Raw genomic sequence first — 11,847 nt, forward strand, 5'->3', positions numbered from 1 at the left:
CTATCGCCGCATATCGTGGATCCGTGCACGCTAAAACGCCCGTATCCGCTGCGCTGGTCGCGTGGGGGAACGCCTGGCTCGCCGGACACGTGGGTCTCGACGAGGCGGTGGACCAGGTCGAGCGGGTCTCGGGACCCGCGGTGACAGGCCGGGAAGCCTCGTCCTTGCGTGGTCGTCTCGCCTCCCTGCGCATTGACGGGCTGAGCGAGTTCCGCCTGGCCCTGCCCGCGCCCGGTGACCCCCTGGGCCTCTCCGGGCCGCCCGCCTTCAACGCGGCGGCGCTCGATGCCGGCCAGGCCGTGCTCGCCGTCCTGCCGGGCGGGAACCTCGGGCTGGTGCCGGAGCCCGACCTTCGAGGATCCTCCTACGCCGGGACCCGCTTCACCGTCCATGAGGCGGGCCCCGTCCGCGCCGACCTGCCGAGTCTGGCCGAGGCCGAGCAGCAGCTGGCGGCCGTGATGCGCACCGCCACGCAGGCGTTCGACGGTGTCGACGGCCCGGTGAGCGCCCGGCCGGAGCGCCAGGGCGCCGCCGAGCTGGCGCCCGGCTATCCGGCTCGCGCCCACCGCGTGCACGCGTTGGCCGCCCGCCTGGCGGCGGTGCTGGAGGTGGCCTCGCAACGCGGGCTGTCGGCCACCCAGTTCGCCGCCCGCGACCTGGCCCTGCGCGAGCTGGACCAGGCCGTACGGCGGGCGCTGGTGGCCGCCCACCACGCCATCCTGGAACCCAACTACGGCTAGGAGCCGGTCGAGGCGTTCAGCTTCCAGAATCTGACCTGCTTGTCCTTGCCCGCCGAGACGATGGTCGGCGTGCCGTCCACGTTGACGATGGCCACCGCGTAGACCGGCGACTTGCTACCGCTGATGGCCGGGCCGATCCTGGTGCGCTTGGCCGGGTCCCAGAGCCGGATCGTGCCGTCCGTGCCTCCGGACAGCAGCACCGTGGTGCCCTCGACGACCCCGAAGGACAGCGAGTACACGATCTTCTTGTGGCCGGTGAGCGGCTTGCCGATGGCCTTGCCCGACTTGGCGTCCCACAGGCGGATCGAGCCGTCCTCGCCGCCTGAGGCGACCACGGCCTTGCCGTCGACCTGGCCGACCGCCACGGAGTAGACGGCCTTCTTGTGGCCCTTGAGGTACTTGCCCGCCGCCTTGCGCTTGGCCAGGTCCCACACGCGCAGCGTCTTGTCCTCGCTGGCGGTGACGACCACGGTGCGTCCGCCGACGTTGCCGATGCTCAGCCAGTTGATGCCGTCGCGGTGGGCGCGCACGCTGTTGCCGATCTGCTTGCGCTTCTTCAGGTCCCAGAAGCGCAGGTAGCCGTTGGCGTCGCCGGTGACGCCGATCCACTTGCCGCCCGCCTTGCCGACCGCGGCGGCGAAGACCGAGTCGCCGTGGGTGCCGAGCACCGTGCTCTTGCGCTTGTCGAGGCTCCACAACCGGACGTTGCCGTCGAAACCGCCGGTGATCGCGCTGGGCCGGCCGTCCATCGTGAAGCAGGCGACCGCGTAGACCTCGCCGCGGTGACCCTTGAGGCGGGTGACCAGGGAGCGCTTGTCCATGTTCCACAGGCGCAGCGTGCCGTCCTGTCCGCCGGACAGCAGCAGCGGCTTGCCGTCGATGGAGATGCCGGAGAACGACTGCACGGGCTTGCTGTGGCCCTTGAGCGCCTTGCCGTCCTGCTTGCCCAGGGCGAGGGTGACGAGCGGCTGCTGCAGCTGGGCGGGCGGGGTGGTGGGCGTGGACGACGGGGTGGGCGTCGGGGACGGCGTGGGCGAGGCCGACGGAGGGGCCGTGGGCGTGGAGGAGGCCTGGCTCGTCGAGCCCGCGGTGGTGGTGCCGTTGGTGCGGTCGAACCAGCTCGGCGCCAGCAGGACCGTGGCGGCGACCAGTAAAGCCACCGCCAGCGCGCCGCCGACCAGGGCTGCCCGCTTGCGGCGGCCCGCCGAGTTCTTGTCCTCCTGGCCCGTCTCGCGGAAGAAGGCGTCGTTGTCGTTCCTGCCGTGCTGGTTGAAGGGGTACGGCGGAGCCTGGCCGCCGGGTGGCGTGGCGTGGCCGGGCGTCGGATAGGCGTGGCCGGGCGTGGGATAGGCGCCCTGGGGAGCCGGGTAGGCGGCGGCCTGCGGCTGCGGGTAGGCCCTTTGCGGGCCCTGGTGGCCGCCCTGGTGGCCGCCCTGGTGGGGGCTGTTCTGCGGGGCTGCCGGGTGACCGCCTGAGGGCGGCTGGAAGCCGGGCGCCGCCGGTGGCCGGTAGCCGGGGGGCGCGGCGGCGGGGGTCGGGTGCAGGCCCGACGGGTTGGCCCATCCGGCGGCGGCCTGCTGGGGCGCGCCGTACTGCCCGCCGGAGGAGCCGGCCGGGCGGGCGCCGGGGTTGGAGAGCTCGGCGAGCCCTTCCTCGGCCGCGACCTGGGAGCCGGTCGTCAGCGCCAGGTCGGAGTCGCCCACCGGCGGCGCGGCGTGGTTGTCGGCCCCCTGGTTCTCCAGCAGGGCGAAGAGCGCCTCGGCCGCGGTCGGCCGCTCCTCGGCGCGCTTGCTGAGGCAGGCCTGGACGAGCGGGCGCAGGTTGTCGGGCATCGCCGACAGGTCGGCCTCTTCGTTCATCACCCGGTAGATCACCGCGGGCAGGCTGTCCTGGCCGAACGCGGGACGGCCGGTCGCGGCGAAGGCCATGGTCAGGGCCCAGCTGAACATGTCGCTGGGCGGGCCGACACGCTCGCCGGAGATCTGCTCGGGCGACATGTACGCGGGCGTGCCGACCACGCCGCTCGTCATGGTGATCGCCGAGTCGAGCGCGCGGGCGATGCCGAAGTCGATGACGCGCGGGCCGTCGGGGCCGAGCAGCACGTTGCTGGGCTTGAGGTCGCGGTGGACGATGCCGGCGCGGTGGATGGCCGCGAGCGCGGTGACGGTGCCGACCGCCAGGCGGTACAGGGCGCCGCCCTTGCGCGGGCCGTCGGTCTGCACGATGCGCTGCAGCGAGACGCCCTCGACGAGCTCGCTCACGATGTAGGGGGTGTCGCCCTCCATGTTGGCGTCCAGCACCTGGGCGGTGCAGAACTGGGCGACGCGGCGGGCCGCGGCGACCTCGCGCATGAAGCGCTCGCCGTCCATGCCCGGCCGGTCCAGCTTGGTGTTGAGCAGCTTGATCGCGACCAGCTCGCCGTTGTGGCCCTGGCCCTTGTAGACGATCCCCTGCGCCCCCTTGCCCAGCCTTCCCAGCAGCCGATACGGGCCCAGCGTGGTGGGGTCCCCCGGTTGCAAGGGGTGCGTTTCAGGCACCTCGAATCCTCCCCGTCATGCGTCTCCCCCGACGCCGGCGTGACCACCATAGATCAACGCTCTTTGCGAAATATTTGCCTTAGGTAATAATCACCCACAAAAGCGGGGTTTTCCAGCTACAGCAGGGGGAGATGATCATCGTGCGTACCACGATGGGCGCGCTGCTCGCCGCAGCTCTGGTCGCGACTGTCACCGTGACCGCGCCGGCCAACGCCGAGACCACCGTCGTCCAGAACGACCCGTACTCTCACTTCAAGGTCAAGGTCAGCTACACCAAGGCCGTGAAGCGAGGCGGAAAGATCACTTACCGCATCCGCGCGACCAACACCGGGCCGCACTACGCCGACTACTTCTGGATCGGCGGCAAGCTGCCCGGAGGCATCAAGGACCGCCTTTCCTGGTGGGGCCCCAAGGGCACCGAATGCGAGTGGGACGACTACGGCTTCTGGTGCTGGACGCCCGACATTCTCGAGGTCGGCGACACCGAGTGGCTCGACGTCCAGGTCACGCTGAAGAGCAACACCAAGAACAGCTACAAGGCCCAGCTCGGCATCCTCTCCTACGACGTGCCCACCGGCGCCGACGACCTGGAGGAGAGCGAGCTCAAGCGCATCGGCATCAAGGGCTGGTACTGGCTGAAGACCGCGAAGACGAAGATCGTCTGGCCGCGCCCGTCGAAGCCGTGGACCCCGCCGAGGGACACCTGGACCCCGCCGCCCGCCGCTCCCAGCAAGGGTCAGAACGACAAGAAGGGCACCTGAGTTTGCCCATATCCCAGCAACCCCTGAAGAATCAGGGCTTTCCGGGATACCCACGGGGAGACGACTACATGCGCAAGTCCATCGCGACATTAATCGGCGCTGCCCTGGTGGCAGCGCCGCTCACCGTCACAACGCCCGCTCAGGCCCAGGTCGCGGCCCCGGCCGCGGCCCCGGTGACGGTGGCTGCCGCACGCCCGCCGTACTCCAAGTTCAAGATCTCCTTGACGTACGACAAGAAGACCACGCGCGGCGGGAAGATCACCTACCTGCTCAAGGCCAAGAACCTCGGGCCCCACTACGCCAACTACTACTGGATCGGCGGCAGGGTGCCCAAGGGCGTCGTGAAGAGGCTCCGGTGGTGGACAGGGCCCAAGACGGCCAGCACCCGCTGCGACTGGAAGGGCGAGTGGTTCTGGTGCTGGGGCCCGTGGGCGCTGCCGGTCGGTGAGACCGACGTCCTGCAGTTCCAGCTGACCCTCGACAAGAAGACCAGGGGACCGGCCGTGGCCAGGCTGGGCGTGCGCTCGTGGGACCTGCCCACCGGCGCGCACAACCTGCCCGAGGACGAGCTGAAGCGGCTCGGCATGAGCGCCGACGACCACTACGACCTGGTGACCGCCAGGACGACCGTCATCTGGCCGTCGCCCGGCCGCCCGACCCCGCGCTGGGTGCCGCCGGTGACCAAGAACTGGAAGCCGCCGACACCGACCAAGACGGAAGAGAACGAGAAGAAGGGCTCCTGACCCTTCAGCCCAGGCCGTGACGCACGGCGTACAGGGCCGCCTGGGTGCGGTCCTGTACGCCGAGCTTCATGAGCACGTTCGACACGTGCGTCTTGACGGTCTTCTCCGCCACCCGCAGCGCCCCGGCGATCTCCCGGTTGGAGCGGCCCGCGGCGATCAGCTTGAGCACCTCGAGCTCGCGATCCGTCAGCGGCACCGCGACCGGCGCGCCGATCATCGCCTCGGCGGCCTCCGGCGCCATCAGCACCTGCCCGCCGTGCACGGCCCGCACCGCCTGCACCAGAGCCGGCGGGTCGATGTCCTTGTACAGGAATCCCGCCGCACCCGCCCGCATCGCCGGGCCGACGTCGGCACGGTCGCTGACCGAGGTCAGGACCACGACCCGTACGGCGGAGCCCGACAACCTGCCCAGTGCCCCGAGCCCGTCGAGGCGCGGCATCTTCAGGTCGAGCAGCAGCACGTCGGGCTCCAGGCTCTCGACCAGCTCGACCGCCCGCAAACCGTCCTCCGCCTCGCCCACCACGGTGATGTCGTCCTGGAGATCGAGGAACGTGCGCAGCCCCTGCCGCACGATCGGGTGATCGTCCGCGATGAGCACCTTGATCACGCCTGGACCTCCATCACGACTGTCGTCCCCCGGTGGGACGACACGGCAAGCGTGCCACCTACCGACTCGGCCCTGTCACGCATGGAGGCCAGCCCCAGGCCCCGTGAGTCGCCCTGCTCGAAGCCGGTGCCGTCGTCGGCCACCGACAACGCCAGCACCCCTCCGGCGTGGCCGAGCCGTACGGCCACGCGGGTGGCTCCCGAGTGGCGCAGCGCGTTGTGCAGCGCCTCCTGGGCCACGCGCAGCACCGCGACCTCCACGGCCGGGTCGAGATCGGGCAGCTCGGCGGCGTCGAACGAGACCTCCATCGGGTGCAGCCGGTCGAGCAGCTGGACGTGCTTGCGCAGCGTGGTGGCCAGCCCGTGCCGGTCGAGCTCGGCCGGGCGCAGCTCGACGATCACCGCGCGCAGCTCGGAGAGCGCCTCGCCCGCCAGCTTCTGGACCCGCTCCAGCTCCACCGCCGCCCTTCCGGGGTCGGCCTCCAGCAGCGTGGCGGCGGCCTGGGCGGTCAGTCGCAGCGAGAACAGCTTCTGGGTGACGGCGTCGTGCAACTCTCGCGCCATGCGGTTGCGCTCCTCGAGCATGGCCAGCTCGCGCCCGCGTTCGTAGAGGCGGGCGTTGGTCAGCGCGATCGCGGCGTGCGCGGCGAACAGGGTGAGCAGCTCCTCGTCGGCCTGGTCGAACCCGCCGGGGCTGCGCTTGTTGGCCAGGAAGATGATGCCGAGCACCTGCTCGCCGTCCTTGATGGGCACGCCGATGAAGTCGCGCATCACCGGGTGCGCCCTGGGCCACCACTCGAAGCGGGGGTCCTTGGTCAGGTCGTCGAGCCGTACGGGCGCGCCCTCGCGCAACATCGCGCCGAGCATGCCGTGCTGGCGCGGGAGCGGGCCGATCGCGTCCCACTGCTTGTCGGTGAGGCCCTCCGCGACGAACTCGCCGAAGGAGCCGTCTTCGTCGGGCACGCCCAGCGCGGCGTAGCGGGCGTCGAGCAGCCGCTGGGCCGAGCGCACGATGACCTGCAGCACCTCGCGCACCGACAGGTGGCGGGTGACGGCCAGCACGGCCGAGCTGACCGCCTGCAGGATGGCCTCACGATCGGTTGACACCCTCCAACCCTACGAGCCGGGGCAGGACGAAATCGCCGACCCTCAGGGCCTCCTCCAGGTGGGGCCATCCGGACAGGATGAACTCCTCCGCGCCGGCCGCGGCGTACTGGCGGATCAGCTCGGCGACCTCGGCGTAGGAGCCCACGAGCGCGGTGCCCGCCCCTTCGCGGACCAGGCCCACGCCGGCCCACAGGCCCGGGTGGATCTCCAGGTCTCGGGCACTCCCGCCGCCGTGCAGGTCGACCATGCGCCGCTGGCCGACGGAGTCGAAGCGGGCGAAGCGCTCCTGGGCCCTGGCGATGCGCGCCGGGTCCATGCCGCTCAGCAGCCGGTCGGCCTCGGCCCAGGCCTCCTCCGAGGTGTCGCGGGCGATGACGTGCAGCCGGACCCCGAAACGCAGCGGGCGCTCGCCCGCCAGGTCGCGCAGCCGCTTGACCCGCTCGGCGATGGCCGACGGCGGCTCGCCCCACATGAGCGCCACGTCCACGCGCCTGGCCGCGACCTGCTCGGCGGCGGGAGAGGCTCCGCCGAAGTAGATCTCGGGGGCGATGGGCTCGGTCAGGCCGCCGCCTTCGAGCGTGTAGTAGTCGCCCCGGTAGTCGAACGGCTCGCCCTTGAACGCGCGCCTGAGCACGTCGAGGAACTCGTCGGTGCGGGCGTAGCGGGCGTCGTGGTCGAGGAAGTCGCCGTAGGAGCGCTGTTCCACGGGATCGCCGCCGGTGACGACGTTGAGCAGCAGCCGGTTCCCCGATATCTCCTGAAAGGCCTGGGCCTGCTGGGCCAGCAGGCTGGGCAGCGTGAACCCAGGACGGAAGGCGACCAGGAACTTCAGCCTGGACGTGTGCTGGGCCAGGGCGCTGCAGACGATCCATGGGTCGGGGCAGCCCGCGCCCACGGGGGTCAGCGCGGCCTCGAACCCGGCGTGTTCCGCCGCCCTGGCGACCTGCGCCAGGTAGGCCACGGTGGCAGGGCGGGCCGCCGGGCGGAAGGTGTCGGTCGTCGTGATGGCGGTGCGGACCTCGTGGCCGTCTCCGGTGGTGGGCAGGAACCAGTGGAAGCGCATGGGTGACTCCTAGACCGCCGCCTGCCGTACCGCCGTCGAGACGGTCTCGCGCAGGTCGGGCTGGTGGGGAAGGTCGAGGACGATGCGTCCTGGCCGCTTGGACATGACGAGGACGCGGGTGCCGAGAAACACAGCCTCATCCACGGAGTGCGTCACGAAAAGCACCGTCTTGCCGGTCTGCTGCCAGATGCGGCGCAGCTCCTCCTGGAGCCGCTCGCGGGTGAGCGCGTCGAGGGCGGCGAACGGCTCGTCCATCAGCAGGATCCCGGGGTCCGGCGCGAGCGCGCGGGCGATCGCCGCGCGCTGCTGCATGCCGCCCGACAACTCGTACGGCCGCAGCCGGGCGGCGTCGGCCAGGCCCACGAGGTCCAGCAGCTCGGCGACCCGAGCGTCGCGGCCGGGGTGGCGCCGGATCCCGAAGGCCACGTTGCGCCGCACGCTCAGCCACGGGAACAGCCGGGGCTGCTGGAAGACCATGCCGCGGTCGGGCCCCGGCCCCGCCACCGGCTCGCCGCCCACCCGCACCTCTCCCCCGGTGGGCCGGGCGAAGCCGGCCACCAGGCGGAGCAGGGTGGACTTGCCGCAGCCCGAGGGGCCCACGATGGCGACGAACTCGCCCGGCTCGATGGCGAGGTCGATGCCGTCGAGCGCGTGGACCTTGCGTCCGTAGGTGAGCGTGACGCCCTTCAGCGCGACGCTATCCGGCGAAGGCACCGGCCAGCTCCTTGACCGCCAGGGCCTGCTTGAAGACCTCCGGCGCGGGGACGGCGTCGAGCTTCTTCTGGCCGAACAGGAACTGCGCGGCGCTGTGCAGGTTGTCGGCCAGCCCGCCGCCGAGGTACTGCGCGGCCTGCTGCTCCTTGCCGTCGAGCAGGATGAGCTGGTCGATCTGCCTGGAGGCCTCGGCGGAGTTGAGGTTGAGCTGGCGGCCCACCGCAGCAGCCGCCGCCTGCTTGTCGCCGCGCACCAGCTTGACCGCGCGGTCCTGCTGGACGAGCCAGGTCTGCAGGGCCTTGGGATAGGCGTCGGCGAACTCGGTGCGCACCACGGCCAGGTCGGCGGTGACCTTGCCCTTGGCGGCCAGGTCCTTGGAGGTGATCAGGGTCTTGCCGCTCTTCTGGAGCTCGCCGAGCACCGGGGTCCACACGTAGGCGGCCTCGATGTCGCCACGGGCCCACGCGGCCTGGATGTCCGGCGGCTCCAGGTCGACGATGGTCACGTCGGTCTCGGCCAGCCCGCCGTCCTGGAGGGCGGCCAGCAGGCTGTAGTGGGCGGTCGAGCTGAAGGGCGTGGCGATCTTCTTGCCCTTGAGCTCGGCGACGGTCGTGGCGGTCCTGGCGACCAGGGCCTCGTTCTCGCCGATGACGTCGAAGATCCACGGGACCTTGTACTTGATGTTCAGGGGAGCCGACAGGCCGCGGGTGACCGGAGAGGATCCGGCCAGGCCGATGTCGATGCTCCCGGCGACCATCGCGGTGTTGACGTCGCCGCCCGAGTCGAACTTGGTCCAGGTGATCTTGGTGTCGGGCAAGGCCTCCTCCAGCCACTTCTGGTCCTTGACGATCAGGTCGCCGTTGGGGATGAGCTGGTAGCCGATGCGGAGCTCGGCGGGGGCACCGGACGCGGTGGTCGTGGCCGCCGGGGAGGAGCAGGCGGCGAGGGTGAGCATCAGGGCTGCTACGAGGGCTTTTCTCATGGTGTTTCCCGGGGGTCAGGCCTTGCCGCGCCACGGCACGAGCAGGCGTTGGAGTCGGATCAGCAGCAGGTCGATGGCCAGCCCGGAAGCCCCGATGACGAGCAGGCCCATCACGACCACGTCGGTCTGGTTGTAGCGCTGGGCGTCGCGGATCATGCCGCCGATCCCCGGCACGCCGTTGACCGTCTCGGCCGCGACCACGGTGGTGTAGGCGACGCCGACGGCGACCCTGACGCCCACCAGCACCTCGGGCAGCGCCGAAGGCAGCACGACGAGGAAGGGCAGACCCCAGGGCGAGACGCCGAGGGAGCGGGCGGCGTTGAGATAGTCCTCGTGCACGCCGCGCACGGCTTCCGCGGTCGCGACCGCCACCGGGGGCATCGCGGCCACGAAGAGCAGGGCGATTTTCGGCGGCTCGTCGATGCCCAGCCAGATGATCAGCAGGCTGAAGTAGGCCAGGGGCGGCAGGGTCCTGACGAAGGTGACCAGGGGGCCGAAAACCGCGCGGAAGGCGGGGACCAGGCCGAGGGCCAGGCCCACGACGATGCCTGCCGCTATGCCGTACAGGCTGCCGAGCAGGATGCGGCCCAGGCTCACCAGCAGGTGGTCGGCGAGCGAGTAGCCGCTGTAGCCGGTGACGGAGGTCTTGAGTAACTGTTCCCAGACCGCCGCGGGGGTGGGGACGAAGACCGGCGGCCAGATCTGCGCCGCCGCCACCGCCCACCAGATGCCCAGCAGCGCCAGGACTCCGCCCAGTCGCAGTGCCACGGCCCTCATTAATCCGCCTTAACCGACTTATATAGTAGGAAAAGAAGGGTATACCGGCGGCCGGGCGCGGGCAACCCCCGTCCCAGGTCCTAGGACCAGCGCCCGATGTGCGCGGGCGCCGCCGTTCCTACGTTGGGGAGCATGACGAACACAGCTCTGATCACCGGCTCGTCCCGCGGTCTCGGCCTCGCGCTCGCGCGGTCGCTGGCGGGCGCGGGCTGGAACCTCGTCCTGACCGCGCGGGACTCCCTGCCGCTCAGGGCCGCGGCCGACGAACTCGGCGCCCTGGCACTGCCCGGCGACGTCGCCGACCCCGCGCACCGGCGCCGGCTCGCGGACGCCGTACCAGAACTCGACCTCCTGGTGAACAACGCCAGCGCCCTGGGCGGCATCCGCCCGCTCGACGCCTTCCCCCTGGACACCTTCCGCGGGCTCCTGGAGACCAACGTGACCGCCCCCCTGGCTCTCGTCCAGGAGACGCTGCCCGTGCTGCGCGCCCGGCACGGCGCGATCGTGAACGTCACCTCCGACGCCGCCACCGGCTCCTACGCCGGATGGGGCGGATACGGGAGCACCAAGGCCGCGCTGGAGCAACTGTCCAACGTGCTGGCCGCCGAAGAGCCCGACGTGGCGGTGTGGTGGGTCGATCCGGGCGAGATGAACACCGCCATGCTGGCCGAGGCCGTCGGAGCGGAGGAGGCCGCGGGGGCCGCCGACCCTGCCAAGGTCGCCGCCACCCTGCACGACCTGGTGCGCAGCCGCCCCGCCAGCGGCCGGGTGAACCTGCAATGAGCGCGCTCACCAAGGATCCCTTCGCGGGAATGGCCTTCGAGTCCGTGCCCGAGGCGCACGAGCCGCCGGAGGCACGCGGGCTGGCACGCGACGGGGTGCGGCTGCTGCTCTCACGCGGCGCCGAGGTCTCCCACCACCGCTTCCCCGAGCTGCCCGAACTGCTGGAACCGGGCGACCTGGTCGTGGTGAACAACTCGGCCACCCTGCCCGCGGCCGTCCGCCTCGACCGGCTGGCCGTGCACTTCTCCACCGCCCGCGAGGACGGCACCTGGCTCGTCGAGCTGCGCCGCCTCGGCCCCAAGGGCACCCAGCCCTACGGCGGCGGCGAACAGGGCGAGTGGCTCCCCCTGCCAGGAGGGGCCACGCTGCGGCTGCTCGACCGCGAGACCCCGCGCCTGTGGCGGGCCGTGCTCGACCGCGACGTCGAGAGCTACCTGCGCAGGTACGGCAAGCCCATCCGCTACTCCTACGTGCCGCGGGAATGGCCCATCGAGGACTACCAGACGGTCTTCGCGACCGTGCCGGGCAGCGCCGAGATGCCCAGCGCGGGCCGGCCCTTCAGCACCCGGCTGGTGACCGAGCTGGTCTCGCGCGGCGTCACCGTGGCTCCCATCACCCTGCACACCGGCGTCGCCTCGCCGGAGAAGGGCGAGCCGCCCTACGCCGAGCGCTTCGCCGTACCGGCCTCCACCGCGCGGCTGGTCGAGCACACGCGGGCGGCGGGAGGGCGGGTGATCGCCGTGGGGACGACCGTCGTGCGGGCGCTGGAGACCACGGCCCTCACGGGGCGGTCATCGGGGTGGACCACCCATCTGGTCACGCCCGAGACCGGGGTGCGCTGGGTCGACGGGCTGCTCACGGGATTGCACGAACCGGTGTCGAGCCACGTGCGGCTGCTGACGGCCGTGGCGGGGGCCGAGGCGCTTTTCCTCGCCTACGAAGAAGCACTGCGAGAGGGGTATCTGTGGCACGAGTTCGGCGACGTGCACCTGATCCTTAAGTAATAGCTTTACTTGCCTTTGACCTCCGTGATA

Annotated in this window: 12 protein-coding genes; 5 read left to right on the forward strand and 7 right to left on the reverse strand. The window is 71.4% G+C overall.

Going from position 1 to position 11,847, the window contains the following annotated elements; translation table 11 throughout:
• The first annotated feature begins 23 nt into the window (after positions 1-23).
• Positions 24-740, forward strand: a complete 717-nt coding sequence (locus HNR30_RS13285; RefSeq protein WP_181610148.1) for an Rv1486c family protein — start codon at positions 24-26, stop codon at positions 738-740.
• Here the strand turns inward: HNR30_RS13285 and HNR30_RS49225 are convergent.
• Positions 737-3,277, reverse strand: a complete 2,541-nt coding sequence (locus HNR30_RS49225; protein WP_181610149.1) for a serine/threonine-protein kinase — start codon at positions 3,275-3,277, stop codon at positions 737-739. The genes HNR30_RS13285 and HNR30_RS49225 overlap by 4 nt on opposite strands.
• Before the next feature lie 131 nt (positions 3,278-3,408).
• Here HNR30_RS49225 and HNR30_RS13295 point away from each other — a divergent pair, with 131 nt between their 5' ends.
• On the forward strand, positions 3,409-4,038 hold the full coding sequence (locus tag HNR30_RS13295; RefSeq protein ID WP_181610150.1) for a DUF11 domain-containing protein: 630 nt from the start codon (positions 3,409-3,411) through the stop codon (positions 4,036-4,038).
• 68 nt (positions 4,039-4,106) lie between these two features.
• Entirely contained in the window at positions 4,107-4,781 is a 675-nt protein-coding gene (locus HNR30_RS13300; RefSeq protein ID WP_181610151.1) for a hypothetical protein, read from the forward strand.
• Between the two features lie 4 nt (positions 4,782-4,785).
• Here HNR30_RS13300 and HNR30_RS13305 read toward each other — a convergent pair whose 3' ends face one another.
• The 6 genes from HNR30_RS13305 to HNR30_RS13330 are packed head-to-tail and all read right to left on the reverse strand — an operon-like array spanning position 4,786 to position 10,021.
• Complete coding sequence (locus tag HNR30_RS13305) at positions 4,786-5,388, reverse strand: response regulator (RefSeq protein WP_312894385.1); 603 nt, start codon at positions 5,386-5,388, stop codon at positions 4,786-4,788.
• Complete coding sequence (locus tag HNR30_RS13310; RefSeq protein ID WP_181610152.1) at positions 5,385-6,494, reverse strand: GAF domain-containing sensor histidine kinase; 1,110 nt, start codon at positions 6,492-6,494, stop codon at positions 5,385-5,387. Before HNR30_RS13310 ends, HNR30_RS13305 begins: the two co-directional genes overlap by 4 nt.
• The gene (locus HNR30_RS13315; RefSeq protein ID WP_181610153.1) at positions 6,478-7,557 is read right to left on the reverse strand and encodes an LLM class flavin-dependent oxidoreductase; all 1,080 of its coding nucleotides are present in this window, start codon (positions 7,555-7,557) and stop codon (positions 6,478-6,480) included. Before HNR30_RS13315 ends, HNR30_RS13310 begins: the two co-directional genes overlap by 17 nt.
• A gap of 9 nt (positions 7,558-7,566) precedes the next feature.
• Positions 7,567-8,271 carry an ABC transporter ATP-binding protein gene (locus HNR30_RS13320; RefSeq protein ID WP_181610154.1) on the reverse strand — a complete coding sequence of 235 codons (705 nt, stop codon included), beginning with the start codon at positions 8,269-8,271 and terminating at the stop codon, positions 7,567-7,569.
• The gene (locus HNR30_RS13325; protein ID WP_181610155.1) at positions 8,255-9,253 is read right to left on the reverse strand and encodes a taurine ABC transporter substrate-binding protein; all 999 of its coding nucleotides are present in this window, start codon (positions 9,251-9,253) and stop codon (positions 8,255-8,257) included. Before HNR30_RS13325 ends, HNR30_RS13320 begins: the two co-directional genes overlap by 17 nt.
• Positions 9,254-9,268: 15 nt before the next feature.
• Positions 9,269-10,021, reverse strand: coding sequence for an ABC transporter permease (locus HNR30_RS13330; RefSeq protein ID WP_312894387.1), 753 nt, complete (start codon positions 10,019-10,021; stop codon positions 9,269-9,271).
• 141 nt (positions 10,022-10,162) lie between these two features.
• Between HNR30_RS13330 and HNR30_RS13335 the strand changes: the two genes are divergently transcribed.
• Together HNR30_RS13335 and HNR30_RS13340 are read left to right on the forward strand one after the other, a co-directional pair.
• Positions 10,163-10,813, forward strand: coding sequence for an SDR family NAD(P)-dependent oxidoreductase (locus HNR30_RS13335; protein WP_181610157.1), 651 nt, complete (start codon positions 10,163-10,165; stop codon positions 10,811-10,813).
• The gene (locus HNR30_RS13340; RefSeq protein ID WP_181610158.1) at positions 10,810-11,817 is read left to right on the forward strand and encodes an S-adenosylmethionine:tRNA ribosyltransferase-isomerase; all 1,008 of its coding nucleotides are present in this window, start codon (positions 10,810-10,812) and stop codon (positions 11,815-11,817) included. Before HNR30_RS13335 ends, HNR30_RS13340 begins: the two co-directional genes overlap by 4 nt.
• The last annotated feature ends 30 nt before the right edge of the window (positions 11,818-11,847 follow it).

It is taken from the genome of Nonomuraea soli (genome assembly GCF_013761175.1).
GTDB lineage: Bacteria > Actinomycetota > Actinomycetes > Streptosporangiales > Streptosporangiaceae > Nonomuraea > Nonomuraea soli.